The 15,178-nt window shown below is 68.1% G+C and carries 15 protein-coding genes; 7 read left to right on the forward strand and 8 right to left on the reverse strand.

Features of this window, described 5'->3' with window-relative positions; all coding sequences use genetic code 11:
* Positions 1-44: 44 nt before the first annotated feature.
* A complete protein-coding gene (gene hutC, locus ACOMD9_RS07085; RefSeq protein WP_421413119.1) occupies positions 45-761 on the reverse strand; it encodes a histidine utilization repressor in 717 nt (238 codons plus the stop codon).
* Between the two features lie 229 nt (positions 762-990).
* On the opposite strand from hutC, the gene ACOMD9_RS07090 reads away from it, so the two are divergent.
* From ACOMD9_RS07090 to ACOMD9_RS07105, 4 genes are read left to right on the forward strand one after another with little or no spacing between them, the layout of a single operon-like run.
* Positions 991-1,815 carry an ABC transporter ATP-binding protein gene (locus ACOMD9_RS07090; RefSeq protein ID WP_421413121.1) on the forward strand — a complete coding sequence of 275 codons (825 nt, stop codon included), beginning with the start codon at positions 991-993 and terminating at the stop codon, positions 1,813-1,815.
* Positions 1,796-2,503, forward strand: a complete 708-nt coding sequence (locus tag ACOMD9_RS07095) for an ABC transporter ATP-binding protein (RefSeq protein WP_421413124.1) — start codon at positions 1,796-1,798, stop codon at positions 2,501-2,503. The genes ACOMD9_RS07090 and ACOMD9_RS07095 overlap by 20 nt, the downstream gene beginning before the upstream one ends.
* A gap of 3 nt (positions 2,504-2,506) precedes the next feature.
* A complete protein-coding gene (locus ACOMD9_RS07100) occupies positions 2,507-3,580 on the forward strand; it encodes a branched-chain amino acid ABC transporter permease (RefSeq protein WP_421413126.1) in 1,074 nt (357 codons plus the stop codon).
* A gap of 6 nt (positions 3,581-3,586) precedes the next feature.
* Complete coding sequence (locus ACOMD9_RS07105; protein ID WP_421413129.1) at positions 3,587-4,789, forward strand: branched-chain amino acid ABC transporter permease; 1,203 nt, start codon at positions 3,587-3,589, stop codon at positions 4,787-4,789.
* Between the two features lie 79 nt (positions 4,790-4,868).
* Here ACOMD9_RS07105 and ACOMD9_RS07110 read toward each other — a convergent pair whose 3' ends face one another.
* On the reverse strand, positions 4,869-6,197 hold the full coding sequence (locus ACOMD9_RS07110; RefSeq protein WP_421413132.1) for an ABC transporter substrate-binding protein: 1,329 nt from the start codon (positions 6,195-6,197) through the stop codon (positions 4,869-4,871).
* Between the two features lie 193 nt (positions 6,198-6,390).
* Here ACOMD9_RS07110 and ACOMD9_RS07115 point away from each other — a divergent pair, with 193 nt between their 5' ends.
* Positions 6,391-6,993 (forward strand): DUF938 domain-containing protein, encoded by a 603-nt coding sequence (locus ACOMD9_RS07115; RefSeq protein ID WP_421413134.1) that lies wholly within the window; start codon positions 6,391-6,393, stop codon positions 6,991-6,993.
* Between the two features lie 11 nt (positions 6,994-7,004).
* On the opposite strand, the gene ACOMD9_RS07120 is transcribed toward ACOMD9_RS07115, so the two are convergent.
* The 4 genes from ACOMD9_RS07120 to ACOMD9_RS07135 all read right to left on the reverse strand — a co-directional run bounded on the left by ACOMD9_RS07120 (position 7,005) and on the right by ACOMD9_RS07135 (position 10,088).
* Positions 7,005-7,202 (reverse strand): hypothetical protein, encoded by a 198-nt coding sequence (locus ACOMD9_RS07120; RefSeq protein ID WP_421413136.1) that lies wholly within the window; start codon positions 7,200-7,202, stop codon positions 7,005-7,007.
* A gap of 88 nt (positions 7,203-7,290) precedes the next feature.
* Positions 7,291-8,550: a TRAP transporter large permease gene (locus ACOMD9_RS07125; protein WP_421413138.1), complete on the reverse strand. Its 1,260-nt coding sequence runs from the start codon at positions 8,548-8,550 to the stop codon at positions 7,291-7,293.
* A complete protein-coding gene (locus tag ACOMD9_RS07130; RefSeq protein WP_421413141.1) occupies positions 8,547-9,089 on the reverse strand; it encodes a TRAP transporter small permease in 543 nt (180 codons plus the stop codon). The genes ACOMD9_RS07125 and ACOMD9_RS07130 overlap by 4 nt, the downstream gene beginning before the upstream one ends.
* Positions 9,090-10,088: a TRAP transporter substrate-binding protein gene (locus ACOMD9_RS07135; RefSeq protein WP_421413143.1), complete on the reverse strand. Its 999-nt coding sequence runs from the start codon at positions 10,086-10,088 to the stop codon at positions 9,090-9,092. It abuts the gene before it with no gap.
* Between the two features lie 202 nt (positions 10,089-10,290).
* Here ACOMD9_RS07135 and ACOMD9_RS07140 point away from each other — a divergent pair, with 202 nt between their 5' ends.
* Positions 10,291-10,752 (forward strand): Spy/CpxP family protein refolding chaperone, encoded by a 462-nt coding sequence (locus ACOMD9_RS07140; RefSeq protein WP_421413146.1) that lies wholly within the window; start codon positions 10,291-10,293, stop codon positions 10,750-10,752.
* 225 nt (positions 10,753-10,977) lie between these two features.
* Here ACOMD9_RS07140 and ACOMD9_RS07145 read toward each other — a convergent pair whose 3' ends face one another.
* Positions 10,978-11,514, reverse strand: a complete 537-nt coding sequence (locus ACOMD9_RS07145) for a DUF1269 domain-containing protein (RefSeq protein WP_421413149.1) — start codon at positions 11,512-11,514, stop codon at positions 10,978-10,980.
* A 308-nt stretch (positions 11,515-11,822) separates the two neighbouring features.
* Between ACOMD9_RS07145 and ACOMD9_RS07150 the strand changes: the two genes are divergently transcribed.
* On the forward strand, positions 11,823-12,698 hold the full coding sequence (locus ACOMD9_RS07150) for a LysR family transcriptional regulator (RefSeq protein WP_421413151.1): 876 nt from the start codon (positions 11,823-11,825) through the stop codon (positions 12,696-12,698).
* Between the two features lie 13 nt (positions 12,699-12,711).
* On the opposite strand, the gene ACOMD9_RS07155 is transcribed toward ACOMD9_RS07150, so the two are convergent.
* Positions 12,712-15,159, reverse strand: coding sequence for a GcvT family protein (locus ACOMD9_RS07155; protein ID WP_421413154.1), 2,448 nt, complete (start codon positions 15,157-15,159; stop codon positions 12,712-12,714).
* Positions 15,160-15,178: the final 19 nt, after the last annotated feature.

Genomic DNA, 15,178 nt, shown 5'->3' on the forward strand with positions numbered 1-15,178 from the left:
CGATCGACCCGCGGCGAGGCCGGGGCATTCCCGGCCTCGCCCGATCAGGATGACTGTCGATGCACCGAGGAGCGCAGCTTGTAGCGCTCGCCGGGGTGGATCAGCCGGGCGTAGCTGACCAGGCTCTCGCCGGACCAGGTGCGGCGGATCATGCTCAGGCAGGGGCGAGCGACGTCGGTCTCCAGGTGCCGGGCGGTGGCGGCGTCGACCAGGACGGCCTCGACCACGTGCTCGATATCGGTGATCGGGCAGGCCGCCACCAGCACCTCGTTGGGGGTAAGGAGGGAGAAGTCGGTGTCGAGGTACTCCGGCACCCAGCGCGGGTTGACGTAGCGATCCTCGAGCTGGATCGGCACGCCGTCCTCGCGGTGCACGATCAGCGTGTGGAAGACCCGGGTGCCGAGGCGCACGCCGAGGCGCAGGGCGACCTCGTCGTCGGCCGCCATGGCCTCGCTGCGCAGCACGACGTTGCTGTAGTCGTGCCCGCGGCTGCGCACCTCCTCGGCGATGTTGTGGACCTCCACCAGCGACGACTCGGCCTTGCGGTCGGTGACGAAGGTGCCGAGCCCCGGCTGACGCGTCAGGTAGCCCTGTTGCACCAGGTCGCGGATCGCCTTGTTGGCGGTCATGCGGCTGACGCCGAAGTCCCGCGCCAGCTGCTCCTCGGGTGGAATCTGGTGATGGGCCGGCCAGTCGCCGCACTGGATCTTCTCCAGCAGGTGCTGCTGAATCTGCAGGTAGAGCGGGGGGGAGCTGCCCATGGTCTGCGCTGAGTCCTTTCGCCGCGAGTGAATGTATATACGTCTAGTCTACCCGCCTCGCGTCCACCAGGCACGCGGCATTCCGCCGATTGATGCCCGGTGTCGCGGGCGCCGGGCGCGACGGGGTGGCCGTCGTCCTGGTTCGACACCCCCCCGGGGCTTTGCTAACGTCAATGCATGTCACCAGGCCCGTGCAGATTCATTCCGACCCTCACCGGAGCTGCTGCGGATGGCTACGCCCCCTTCGGATGCAATCGCTGACCTCGCCGCGACGACTCCCCTGCTGGAGGTCAGCAACCTCGTCATGGACTTCGGTGGGCTGCGCGCCCTGGATGCGGCGTCGCTGACGGTGGGGCAGGGGAGCATCACCGGCCTGATCGGCCCCAACGGTGCCGGCAAGACAACGCTGTTCAATGTCGTGGCCGGCTACTACGAACCCCGCGCCGGGCGCGTCTACCTCGATGGCGAGGACATCACCGGCCTGCCGCCGCACCGGATCTTCGCCCGTGGGCTGTGCCGTACCTTCCAGATCCCCCGGGAGCACGCCAGCCTGTCGGTGCTCGAGAACCTGATGCTGGTGCCCAGGGGGCAGGCGGGCGAGGGCTTCTTCGCCAACCTGCTGCGGCCCGGCCGGGTGCGTGAGCAGGAAGCGGCACACCGGCAACACGCCGAGGAGGTGCTGGCCTTCCTGGATCTCTCCCACCTGGCCCAGGAGTATGCCCGCAACCTCTCCGGTGGGCAGAAGAAGCTGCTCGAGCTGGCGCGAACCCTGATGGCGAATCCCAAGCTGGTGCTGCTCGACGAGCCAGGGGCAGGCGTCAACCCGACCCTGATGGGGCGACTCAAGGAGAACATCGAGCGCCTCAACCGCGAGCGCGGCATCACCTTCCTGATCATCGAGCACGACATGGACCTGGTGATGAGCCTGTGCGATCCGGTGATCGTGATGAGCGAGGGCCGCTACCTGATGGAAGGCCCGCCCGAGACGGTGCGCCGTGATGCCCGCGTCCTGGAAGCCTATCTCGGAGGCCAGTATGCCGCTGCTGAAGGCTGAAGGGGTCACCGCCGGCTACGGCGAGATGGAGATCCTCCACGATGTCGACCTGGAGGTGGAGGCCGGCGAGATCGTCTCGCTGATCGGGCCGAACGGGGCGGGCAAGTCGACGCTGATGAAGACCATCTTCGGACTGCTGCGTCCGAAGTCGGGCACCATCACCTACCGGGACGAGCCGATCCACGGTCGCAAGCCCCACGAGATCGTCACCCTCGGCCTCTGCTACGTGCCCCAGGTCGCCAATGTCTTCGTCGCCCTGACGGTGGAGGAGAACCTCGACATGGGGGGCTACCTGCTCGACGAACGGCAGATCCCGGAGCGCCGCGAGCGGGTCTACGAACTCTTCCCCAGGCTGCGCGAGCGCCGGCGACAGCGAGCGGGCAAGATGTCCGGCGGCGAACGCCAGATGGTGGCCATGGGGAGCGCGCTGATGCTGGATCCGGACCTGCTGCTGCTGGACGAGCCGTCGGCCGGCCTGTCGCCCAAGCTGGTGGACGAGATCTTCGACAACATTCGCCGCATCAATGCCGCCGGCCTGGCCGTGCTGATGGTCGAGCAGAACGCCAGGAAGTCCCTCGAGATGGCGAATCGCGGCTATGTGCTGGCGAACGGCGAGAACCGCTACGACGGCACGGGCCAGGCACTGCTCGCCGACCCGGACGTGGCGCGCCTCTACCTGGGGGGATGATCGATGGCCGTATCCGACACCCGCAAGACAGGGCAGGGGGTGCCCGCCGACCGACGCCGACATGGCGAACGCATGCGTGCCTACATCCGCACCCGCGGCTTCCTGGTCGGCACCCTGGTGGTGATCCTGATCGCCATGTACGTCGCCGGCCTGATCGCGGGGGCCGGCGCACAGCGTCTGCTGGCGCTCACGGCCTGGGGGCTGATGCTCGGCGGTATCATCGCCCTGGGCAGCATCGGCCTGTCGCTGGTCTACGGCGTCCTGAAGTTTCCCAACTTCTCCCACGGGGCCCTGGTCACCCTGGGCGCCTATGTGGCGTACACGGTGGTGCCCCTGCTGCCCCAGGGCGAGGCGCTGCGCCCGCTCTCCTTCGGCTACGAGTTCCTCGTGGCCCTGGTCGTGGCCATGCCGGTGGTCGGGGTGGTCGCGGTCGCGATCGATCGCGTGGTGTATCGGCGGCTGCGCAACACCGGCGCCCACCTGGTGCTCTTCGCCATGGCCTCGCTGGCGATGGCCTTCTTCGTGCGCAGCATGATCTATCTCGTCTGGGGGCCCGATTTCCACTTCTACTATCCCGGGCGGGCCAATCCGGCCCTCTACCTGCCCTTCGGCATGCGCGTGCGCGCGGACCAGCTGTTCATCCTCGTGCTCGCTTTCGGCCTGGTCGCCGCCGTCTACGTCCTGCTCGAATGGACCCGCATGGGCAAGGCGATGCGCGCCACCGCCGACAATCCCCACCTCGCCCAGATCCGCGGCATCAATACCGAGCGCGTCATCGGCTGGACCTGGATGCTCGGGGGCGGTCTCGCCGCCGCCGGCGGCATCATGTACGGCCTGAGCTCGCAACTGCGGCCCGAGATGGGCTTCTGGCTGCTGTTGCCGATGTTCGCGGCCACCATCATGGGGGGGATCGGCAATCCCTACGGCGCGTTGATCGCGGCGCTGATCATCGGCATTGCCCACCAGGTGTCGACCTCGTTTCTCGATCCGACCTACGGCCCCGCGGTGGCGTTCGTGCTCATGGTGCTGACGCTGCTCATCCGCCCCCAGGGGCTGCTCGGCCGCACGGAGGGGTGATCCGCCATGTCCCAGTTGATCTTCCTCAAGGGCCTGATGCTGGGGGTCGCCCTGGCGTGCATCCTGCCGATCCTGCTGCCGCCCGGGGCGCGGTGGCGGGTGCCGGGCGGCATCCTGCTGGGTCTCGTCGCCGGCCTGGGGATCGCGGCCAGCGTGCCGTCCGGCTATCTCTCCTACTTCATCGGTTTCCTGACCATGGCGAGCCTCTATGCGATTCTCAGCCTGGGCCTGAATACCCAGTGGGGCTACACGGGGCACCTGAACTTCGGCGTGGCGGGCTTCTTCGCGGTGGGCGCCTTCACCTCGGCGCTGTTCACCATCGAGGCCCCCACCGGCCTGGCGGCCCAGTACACCCAGGTGCTGTTCGGGCTGCAGATGCCGTTTCTCGTCGGGGTCCTCGCGGCGGCGGTGGTGTCGGGGCTGGTGGCCTTCGTCGTCGCCGTCCCCGTGCTGCGCCTGCGCCTGGACTTCCTCGCCATCGCCACCATCGGCGTGGCGGAGATCATTCGCCTCATCTTCCAGAACGAGCGCTGGCTCGCCAACGGGCCCCAGCCGCTGCGCGGCATCCCGCAGCCGGGCCGTTGCCTCTTCGAGTCCCGTCCCTGCGACTGGCTCCCGGAGCCGCTGCTGTGGCTCGTCGAGCCCCTAGGCACGCGGGACTACACCGCCTTCTACCTGATGGTCGTGGCGGGCTTCCTGGCGCTGATCTACCTGGTGCTCGAACGCACCTGCCGCTCCCCCTGGGGGCGCATGCTGCGGGCGGTGCGCGACGAGGAGTCGTCGGCGGCCATGAACGGCAAGAACGTCACCTTCGCCCGGGTCCAGGCCTTCGTGGTCGGTGCCGTGGTCATGGGGATCGCCGGGGCGCTCTACGCGCACTACACCGTGGCCATCGACTACAGCCACTTCCACGCGCTGTTCGGCACCTTCCTGGTGTGGATCATGCTCATGCTCGGTGGCAGCGGGAACCACCGCGGCGCCATCCTGGGGGCCATCCTGGTGTGGGGCGTGTGGGCCGGCACGGCCTTCCTGGCCAACGCCCTGGCGCCGGTGCTGGCCCTCATTCACGACGATCTGCCCGGCCGTGCCCAGTACATCCGCTGGTTGCTGGTGTCGCTGCTGCTGGCCGCGGTGGTGCTGTTCCGGCCCCAGGGCCTGCTGCCGGAGGAGATGCGGGTGTCCAACCACCTGCGCGGGAACGGTCGCTGACACTTGCCGGCGGGCATCCTGGAGTGCCGGCCCGCCAGGGAAGCGGAGCCCTCGATGAGGGCTCCGCCGGGCTTGGCGCCTACTCTTCCGGAATGTCCTCCGGGGAGCGGATCTCGAGGGTCTCGCTGGCGCCGTTCTGGAACTGCCAGATGGCGATGGGCGTCAGCACGTCGCCGTTGTCGTCGAAGTCCACCGGCCCGGCCGCGCCGCTGTACTGGACGTCCTCGCCGGCCATGATCGCCTCGATGCCCGCGACGATGCTGTCGATGTCCCCGGCCATGATGGTGTGCCCCGGCGGGTTGGCCACCTCACGCAGGCGGTCGCGGAGCACGGTGCCGGTGATCTCCTCGGCCGCCTCGTGGCCATCCGCGTAGGCCTTCACCGCGGCCAGGCCGATGACGATCGCCGCGTCGTACGCCGACTCGGTGAACGGCGGGATGCGATCGTGTCCGAACTCCGCCATGAACTGCTCGGAGAATTGCTGGAAGCCCGGAATGCTGGGGTCCTGCCCCGGTGCGGTGCCGATCACGCCCTCGACGGTATCGGCACCGAGCGCCTCGACGACGTCATCGGAACGGTTACCGTCGACGAACTGCCAGGCCACCGGGTCGAAGAGGTCGCGCGCCTCGGAGAGGAAGGTCGCGGTATGTGCCGGATAGCTCGCCGCGAACAGCATGTCCGGTTCGTCCTGCAGCGCGGAGGCGAGCTGGGAGGTATAGGTCGGCTGGACCTCCTCAGGGTGCGGGACCTGGGCGTGGACCACCCCGCCGCGGAGCTGGAACGAACGGGCGAAGGCATTCGACAGGCCCTGGCCGTAGGGGTTGTTGATGAAGAGGGTCGAGGCGCTGTCGAACCGGTAGTCGTCGATGATCTCGCCGGCGGCGAGCTGTGCGGCGACGACCCCCTGGAGGGCGTCGGACGCCGTGGTGCGGAACAGCAGGTCGGCGTCGCGGTCTTCCGGGAGCACGGAGATCAGCGGCGATGTCGAGCCATTGGAGACCTGCAGGACCTCCGACGGAATGGTCACGGAGGTCGCCACGGCGACCGTCACGCCGCTGGACCAGCCGCCGATGATCGCCGGTACGCCGTGCACCTCGACCAGGCCGCGGGCCGCCTCGATGGCGGGGCTCGGCAGGGTGGCACTGTCCTCGGCGACATGGTTGCCGATGATGGCGCCGCCGAGCGCCTCCTCGGTCGCGGCGTTGATGTGCTGGACGCCGAGCGCCGCCCCGTCGCGGTAGTACTCGCCGAACTCGGCGCCTGCGCCCGTGAAGGGGGCGATCTGGCCCAGGGTGATCGACGGAGGCTGTGCGACGGCGGCGCTGGCGCCGAGAGCCAGCGCCAGTGCCGCCAGGCCGGCCAGGCTCGGGCCCCTGGCCGATGAAACGTCAGGTATGTGTGCCGTCATGACTGCTACCTCCCTTGACGGAAAGGTTGCTGGAGTCGGTCGGCCCCGTCGTCTGCCATGTCCGCAATGCGTGGTGGATCGCGACAGGATCGACGACAATCAGGCTAGCCCGCCGGCGGGGCTACCGCCACTTTCCGGCCCGTCCCTGCCGGCGGCAGGTCTGCCCCCGTTTCCGATGATGTCGAGTGATGCCATGAATGACCCTCGCCTGAAGAGCCCCGCCACGGCGCGCAATCGCCAGCCGATCCTCGAGGTACTGCAGCAGGTGTTGCCGGAGAAGGCCCATGTGCTGGAGGTGGCCAGCGGCAGCGGCGAGCATGCCGTGCATTGTGCCGCCGCCATGCCGGGCTGGCAGTGGCAGCCCAGCGACCCGAATGCGCATGCACGTCGCTCGATCTCGGCGTGGCGAGAGCATTCGGGCCTGGCCAACCTCCACGAGCCCATGGCGCTGGATGTGACGGTTCTCTGCCCGGGCGGCTCCTGTGACGCCATGGTGGCGATCAACCTGCTGCATATCGCGCCGTGGGAGGTCGCCGAAGCACTGCTGGCCTGTGCGGGGTCGCGATTGCCGAAAGGTGGCGTGCTCTATCTCTACGGGCCCTTCCGGCGCGAGGGGATCCCGACGGCGCCCGGCAACGCGGCCTTCGATGCCGACCTTAGGGCGAGGGATCCGCGCTGGGGCGTCCGGGATCTCGAGGCGGTGACGGCCGAGGCCGAGCGCCAGGGGCTGGCACTCGAGCGCGTGGTGGAGATGCCCGCCAACAACCTCAGCGTGGTCTTTCGCAAGGGCGCTTGATGCCGCAGCCGTTACTCGGGCATCTCGCCGGGCACCCGGTACTCGATCGGTTCGGCCTGGCGCTCCTCGCGGGTCCTGGTCTCGTCCTCGGTGGGCACGCCCCACAGGGTCTCGCGGCTGCCGTCGGGGAAGGTGTAGGTGGTGCAGCCGCCCAGCAGGGCGAGGGCCAGGCCGGCGGCGGGCAGCAGGAGGTGTCGGGATCGAATCACGGGTCTTTCCTCGAGGGCATGATGTTCATGGCACAGGGCGGTGGGGCCAGCCTGCTGGCTGGCCGTTCGTGGGTCAAGGCGTGCCGGGTCAGCCGGACCAGCCGGCCAGGATCGGCACGTAGACCACCAGCAGCAGCACCGCGATCAACCCCAGCAGGTAGGGCAGGATGGCGCGGGTGATGCGCTCGAGGGGCAGCTGGGTGACCGACGAGGCCACGTAGAGGTTGATCGCCACCGGCGGGGTGATCATGCCGATGGCCAGCCCCACGACGATGATCAGCCCGAAGTGGATCGGGTCGATGCCGAGCTGGGTCACCAGCGGCAGCAGCACCGGGGTGAGGATGATCAGGGCGCTGGCCGTCTCGATGAACACCCCGGTGAGCAGGATCACCGCGACCACCAGCAGCATGATCACGTAGGGGTTGGTGGAGAGCGACAGCACCGCCTGGGCGATGGCGCCGGGCACCTGCCAGCTGGAGAGCGTCCAGCTGAGCACCGCCGAGGTGGCGATGACCAGCATGATCACCGAGGTGGTGATCGCCGAGCGGATCAGGATGCGATAGACGTCGGGCAGGCGCAGGTCGCGATAGACGAACAGCGATACCAGCAGGGCGTAGTTGACCGCCACCACCGCCGCCTCGCTGGGCGTGAACACCCCCGAGAAGATGCCGCCGAGGATGATCACCGGGGTCATCAGGCCCCAGCTGGCGCTCTTCAGGGTGCGCCAGATGGTGGCCGGCGCGAAGGCGGTACCCCGCGGGTAGTTGCGCCGGTAGGCCTGGACGATGGCGATGGCGGCCAGGCCCAGCCCCATGGCCAGCCCCGGCAGGAAGCCGTTGAGGAACAGCCTGGAGACCGACTGCTGGGCGATCACCGCATAGATGATCATCGGCACCGAGGGCGGGATCACCACCCCGATGGTGCCGCTGGCGGCGATCAGGCTGGCCGCCGAGGCGGGGTCGTAGCCCTTCTTGCGCAGCTCCGGCACCAGGCTCGAGCCCACCGCGGCGGTGGTGGCCGCCCCCGAGCCGGAGATCGCGGCGAAGAACATGCCGGCCCCCACCGAGACGATCGACAGCCCGCCCTTGAGGAAGCCGAACAGCGAGTCGGCGAAGTCCACCAGCTTCTCGCTGACCTTGCCCTGGGCCATCAGGTCGCCGGCCAGGATGAACATGGGCACCGCCACCAGGGCGAAGGAGTTGATGCCCTGGAACATCTGCTGGGTGACCACCATCAGCGGCACGCCCTGGGCGTTGAGGGCCAGCAGGGTGCTGGCGCCGATGGCCAGGGCGATGGGCACCCCCAGCAGCATGAAGACGAAGAACAGCACGAACAGCAGGCCGGTCATGCGGGAGGCTCCTCGGCGGTGCCGCTGCCCGGGTCACCGGCCGCCGGTCCCTTGACGAGCAGCTCGAGCAGGTCGACCAGCGCGTACCAGCTCATCAGGGCGCCGCTCAGCGGGATCACGGCGTAGATCCAGGTCATCGAGATGCGCAGCGAGGCGGACTTCTGGAAGCTCTGCACCTGCATGTAGCGATGGCCGATGACGATCAGCGCCACCGTGAAGCCCAGCGCCACCAGCACGGCGGCGAGGCGCGCCAGCTGCTGGAGGCGCAGCGGCAGGGCGTCCACCACGAAGGTCACCGCGATGTGGCGCCCGCGCTGGAAGGCCAGGGTGGCGCCGAGGAAGGTGATCCACACCAGAAGGAAGCGGGCCACCTCCTCGGTCCAGCCCACGGCGGTGAAGAGCACCCGGGAGACCACCTGCAGCGTGATGACGCCGATCAACGCCGCCATCCCCGCGAAGACCACGGGCTGGATGACGGCGTCGATGGCGCGCTCACACCGCTGCAGCAGGCCCAGCAGGGAACGCGGCAGGGCTCGCACTTACTGCAGCGCCGCCTGGATGCGTTCCAGGTAGTCGCCGAACTGCTCGCCGTACTTCTCGTAGACCGGTGCCACGGCGGCCTGGAAGGCCTCGAGGTCGGCGTCATCGATGATCTCCATGCCGGCGGCGCGCAGCTCGGCCAGCTGCTCGGCCTCCATCTCGGCATTCACGCGACGCTCGTGCTCGGCGGCTTCCCGGGCGGCCTGCACCAGCACCTCCTGGGCCGCGTCCGGCAGCTGGTTCCACACCGGCATGCCCATCACGAAGATCGCCGGCGCATAGGTGTGCCGCGACAGGGTCATGTAGGTCTGGGTCTCGTTGAGCTTGAACGAGTGGATGACGTTGACCGGGTTCTCCTGGCCGTCGATGGTGCCCTGCTGCATGGCGGTGAGCGCCTCGGTCCAGGCCATGGGGATGGCGTTGGCGCCCAGCTCGCGGAAGGTGTCCACGTAGACCGGGTTCTCCATCACGCGGATGCGCAGGCCGTCCATGTCCTCCGGCGAGTTCACCGGCCGCTCGCTGTTGGTCAGGTTGCGGAAGCCGCGCTCGGCATAGGCCAGGCCCTTGAGGTTGACGTCCGCCAGCTTGTCGAGCAGCTCCTGGCCGATCTCGCCGTCGAGCACCGCGTAGGCGGCCTCCGGCGAGGGGAAGAGGAAGGGCAGTTCGAAGACCGCCATCTCCTCGACGAAGTTGGCCACCGGGCCGTTGGTGATCACGCCCATGTCCACGGTGCCGATCTGCATCCCCTCGAGCAGGGTGCGCTCGTCGCCCAGGGAGGCGTTGGGGTAGATGTCGACGCTGACCGCGCCCTCGGTGCGCTCGGCGACCAGTTCCTGGAACTTGACCGCGGCGATATGGAAGCCGTCCTGCTCGTTGACCACGTGGGCCAGGCGCAGGGTGACCGGGTCCATGTCGGCGAACTCGGAGGCCTGGGCGGTGGTGGCCAGGGCCAGCGAGACGGAGAGTGCCAGCATGCCGCGTGAGAAGGTTTTCTTCATTGTCGTTTTCCTGTTGTGGTTCAGTCCCTTGGGGAGCATGCCCGAGCGCGATACGGGAGGTCAAACGTCGCCGGGGGGAGGCGTGGCTGCCGGGAGCGGGGCGACCCGTTGGGCGGCGTGTCGCCTTCTGGCATCGAGGGGTGTCATCACCGGGCAGATACGGGTTAGGGTCGTGGGACCCTTTCACAGCAATGGAGTCCGCATGACCGCACTCAAGTCCCTTGCCATTTCCGCCCTGACATTCGCCCTGGCTGCCCCGGCCATCGCCCAGCAGGCGATGCCCCAGGGCCAGGCCCCCAGCGCCGAGGAGCAGGTGGGCCAGCTGGATGAACTGGTCGGCCTCGACGACGACCAGCAGCAGGAGCTGGTCACCCTGCTCGGCGACTCGCAGAGCCGTATCCAGGAACTCCAGGGCGAGGCTCGGGAGGTCCAGATGCAGCTGCAGGAGCACATCGGTCCCGAGTTCGACGAGACCGCCATCCGCCAGGACGCCCAGCGTCTCGGCCAGCTCACCGGCGACATGACCGCCGAGAGCGTGCTGATGCAGGCACGACTCGAGGCCACCCTGACCCCGGAGCAGCGCGACGAGCTGCAGCGGAAGATGCAAGCCCGGCAGGAGCAGATGCGCCAGATGCAGCAGCAGCTGCAGCAACAGCAACAGTAAGCCCGCCCAGGCGGACGGGCGTTTGCCGGCGACATGCCGGCGCGACACGAGGAGGCGGCGACCCACGGCGGGTTGCCGCCTCCCGTCGCAGGGGCGCCGGGGGGCTCGGTCAGGCCGGGCCGACCAGGTGCTTGACCTCCAGGTGCGCCGACAGCCCCCAGGGGCCGAGCTCGCGGCCGATGCCGCTGCGCTTGAACCCGCCCCAGCCGGCCCGGGCGGGGAGGCTCACCGGCCGGTACCCCAGTGGTGGTTCAGCTCGTCGCGGGTGACCTGGTCGATGACCACTTCCGGATGGTGGCGATGGATCGCCGAGTAGATCTCCTCTTCCCGATCAGCGGGCACGTCCACCATCATCAGGAAGGCCCCGTTCTCGATCTCGCCCTCGAACTTGTCGACCTTCACGTCATGGACCGACACGCCGATCATGGTGCTGCTCCAGATGCCGAAGAGGCCACCGAACACCGCCATGCCCAGGATGAGCAGGACGAAGCTGATGCCTTCGAGGGCATTGTCGAGGACGACGTAGGCGATCACGCCCAGTGCGAGCCCCAGCGGGATGCCGTACTTGAGCCCACGCATGGCGGCATTGACCACGTCGGTGGTCTCGCGGAGGGTGGCGTTGTGCACGCCCTGTTCCTGCAGTTGCTTCCAGTCTCTGCCCGTGACATGAACCTGATCCTTCTTCAGCTTGAGGCCGTTCAGTTCATGGGCGATGTTGACGGTGGTATCCAGGTCAGGGGTCAAGAAGTACAAGCGACTCATGTTATTCTCCTGTCCAGCAACATCGAGTAGCCCGAGCGAGCGGCTCGAACGTCCTCCTGCTCCTTACCGGCAAACCGCTTCCCTGTCCCCCTGCAGTGGAACGACGAGGTGACGAGGTCGTGCCTCGGCCCAGGGGATGAGTCGTTGCCCCCCTGGCTGCGGCAGGGACTGACACTACCAAGGTTGTCGATAATGCGGTGTACGGCAAGCGAGGATTGGGCGGGAGCCCACGTTGGTCGCCGTGCTTGTGACGCCCTCCCGAACAGGGTATAGGTGCTGCTGCCCCAAGCAGACTATCCCGACAGCCCATGCCACTGCAGAATCTCCATCTCAACTGGCTGAGAACCTTCGAGGCGGTAGGCCGGCACCTGAGTTTCTCGAAGGCCGCGCAGGAACTGAGCATGAGCCAGTCGGCGGTCAGCCAGCAGATCAAGTTGCTCGAGCACAAGCTGGGCAGGTCGCTGTTCGAGCGCCAGACCCGCGCCATCCAGCTGACCGTGGCGGGACGCGCCTACCACGGGGTGGTTCGCGAAGGGCTCCAGCACATGGAGCAGGGCATCAACAGCATCTTCGATTCCGCGGCCCAGGGGACGCTGGAGCTCAGCATCAACAACACCTTCGCCCAATTCTGGCTGGCGCCGAGGCTGGAGCGCTTTCATGGGCTTTACCCCGGCATCTCGCTGCGGCTCTTCGGGATGAACTGGGAGGCCGACGCGCCACCCAGCAGTGCCGAGCTGGAAATCCGCTACGGCTCCGGCAACTGGCCGTCATTCCACGCTCGGCGCCTGCTCTCGCGTGAGCTGCGGCCATACTGCTCGGTGACGCTCGCCGACCGGTTGCGGGGAGGCGCCGGGCTGCTCGGCCTGCCGTTGATCGATGTCCTGGGCACGCCCAATGGCTGGAACGACTGGCTGGCCCGCCACCCGCAGGGCGAGGCAGGGAGTGCTCCGCGACTCCTCGTGGACAGCTACGCCATTGCCGCCGGCATGGCGGTGGAAGGGGCCGGGGTCTGCCTGCTCAATGACGAGCTGGTGAAAGGCTCCCGCCTGCAGGAATGGTTGGTCCCCCCGTTCCGGGAGAGCATCGAATGCCTGGCCAGCTATTACCTGATCAAGCTGCATGACAAGCCCCTGTCCGGTGCCGCCCAGGCGTTCCACGACTGGCTGCTGAAGGAGATCGGATAGGGCGCGGCTCGCGTCAGCCCTTCACTCGGGTCATGTCGGGATCATGGAACGGGCGCAGGCTGGCCTCGACCGCGTAACGCCGCGTGGCGATCTCGATCTCGTAGTCGCCCTCCCGGATCCATTGCGGTGTCACGCCGTCGGCGTTCTCGACATAGCCCATGGCCACGTTGCCGCCGACGTGATGCCCGTACATGCCCGAGGTGGTACGACCGACGATCACGCCGTCACGATAGATGGGCTCTTCGTGGTAGCTGGTCGCCTCGGGATCCCGGAACCGGAACAGCACCATCCGCTTCCCGATGCCCTCCGCCTTCTGACGCAGCAGCGCCTCCCTGCCGATGAAGCCACCGCGCTTGTCGAAGGCCACGGCGAAGGAGAGCCCGGCCTCCAGCGGCGTATCCTCCTCGGTGACGTCGTGCCCGAAATGCCGGTAGCCCTTCTCGATGCGCAACGAGTTGAGGGCATGATAGCCGCAGAGCTTGAGGTCGAAGGCCTTGCCGGCCGCCAGCAGGCGATCGAAGACATCCGGGGCGAACTCGGTGGGAATGTAGAGCTCCCAGCCCAGTTCCCCGACATAGGTGATGCGGGAGGCACGCACGCGAGCGTATCCCAGCTCGATTTCCCTGGAGGTGCCGAAGGGAAACCCCGGGTTGGTGAGGTCCTCGTCGGTGAGCTGCTGCAGCAGGTTGCGGGCATCGGGGCCCATGACGCCGAGGACGGCCATCGAGGAGGTGACGTCGGTCACGACCACGTTCGCCTCGTCGGGCGTCTGGCGCCGCAGCCAGTCGAGGTCGCGGGTCTGGGTCGGCGCACCGGAGACGATGAGGAAGCTGTCCGTCGCGAGGCGGGTCACGGTGAGGTCGGCCTCGATCCCGCCCCGTTTGTTGAGCCACTGGGTGTAGACGATCCGCCCCGGGGTGACATCGATGTCATTGCTGCAGATGCGGTTCAGCACCGCCGGGGCGTCACGCCCCTGCACCAGCAGCTTGGTGAAGGAGCTCTGGTCGAAGAGGCCGACGCGTCGGCGAACGGCCATGTGTTCCGCCGCCGACCACGCGAACCAGTTCTGCTTGCCCCAGCTGTAGCGGTATTCCGCCGTCTCGCCTTGCGGGGCGAAGAAGTTTGCCCGCTCCCAGCCGGCGACCTCGCCGAAGCAGGCATTGGCCGCCGCCAGGCGTTCGTGCAGGATGCTCCTGCGGACGTTGCGCGCCGTCTCGAACTGTCGGTAGGGCCAGTGCATGGCGTAGAGCAGGCCGAGCCCCTCACGCGTGCGGTCATGGAGATAATCGGCGTTCCCCTGGAACGGCTGGTTGCGGCGCACGTCCACCTCCCACAGGTCCATGGGGGCGTGCCCTCTGGCAATCCATTCGGCAAGCACCTTGCCGGCCCCTCCTGCGGACTGGATGCCCACCGAGTTGAATCCGGCCGCCACGAAGTAGTTGCGCAGTTCGGGCGCCTCGCCGAGATGGTAGCGATCATCGGGCGTGAAGCTCTCGGGACCATTGAAGATGACCTGCAGCCCCGTGTTCGCCAGGGCGGGAACGCGGCGCATGGCGGCTTCGAGATAAGGCTCCAGGTGGTCGAGGTCCGGGGGGAGTTCGTCGAAGCTGAAGCTCTCCGGGATCCCCTCGTGCCCCCAGGGCCGGGCATTCGGCTCGAATGTGCCGATCAGCAGCTTGCCGGCCTCGGTCTTGAAGTAGTTGCAGCCATCCAGGTCCCGCAGGGTCGGCAGCTGGGCCGCCAGGTCCGGCATCCTCTCGGTCACGACATAGTAGTGTTCGGCGGCGTGAAGCGGCACGTTGACGCCGGCCTTCCGCCCGAACCCGCGCGCCCACATGCCGGCGCAATTGACCACGAACTCGGCGTCGATCTCGCCGGCTTCCGTCACCACGCCGGCGGCCTTCCCGTGCCTCATCTTGATGTCCACGACCGGCGTGTTCTCGATGATGCGCGCGCCGCCCAGGCGCGCGCCTCTGGCCAGGGCCTGGGTCACGTCGACCGGGTTGACGATGCCATCGAGCGGCAGGTGGATGCCGCCGACGATGTCCTCGACCTCCATCAGGGGCCAGAGCGCCTGCGCCTCCTCGGGACCGACCACCTCGCAGGGAAACCCGCAGAGCTTGGCCAGGGAGGCGCCGCGCTTGAGTTCGGTGAAGCGCGCCTGATGGGTCGCGATGCTGAGCGAGCCGTTGCGCACGAAGCCCGTCGCCTGTCCGGTCTCCTCGCCCAGGCGCTCGTAGAGGTCCGCGCTGTAGCGGGCCAGCATGCTCATGCGATAGGTGGCGCGCAAGGTCGGCACCAGGCCGGCCGCATGCCAGGTGGTGCCGCAGGTCAGCGTCCTGCGCTCGAGCAGCACGACATCGCGGATACCCAGTCCGGTGAGGTGGTAGGCCACGCTGCAGCCGATGACGCCACCCCCCACGATCACCACGCGTGCCGAACTCGGCAAGCCATTGCTCATGTCGATTCCCCCGAACGCT

This window comes from Halomonas terrestris (assembly GCF_049166755.1).
In the GTDB taxonomy this organism is placed as follows: Bacteria; Pseudomonadota; Gammaproteobacteria; order Pseudomonadales; family Halomonadaceae; genus Halomonas.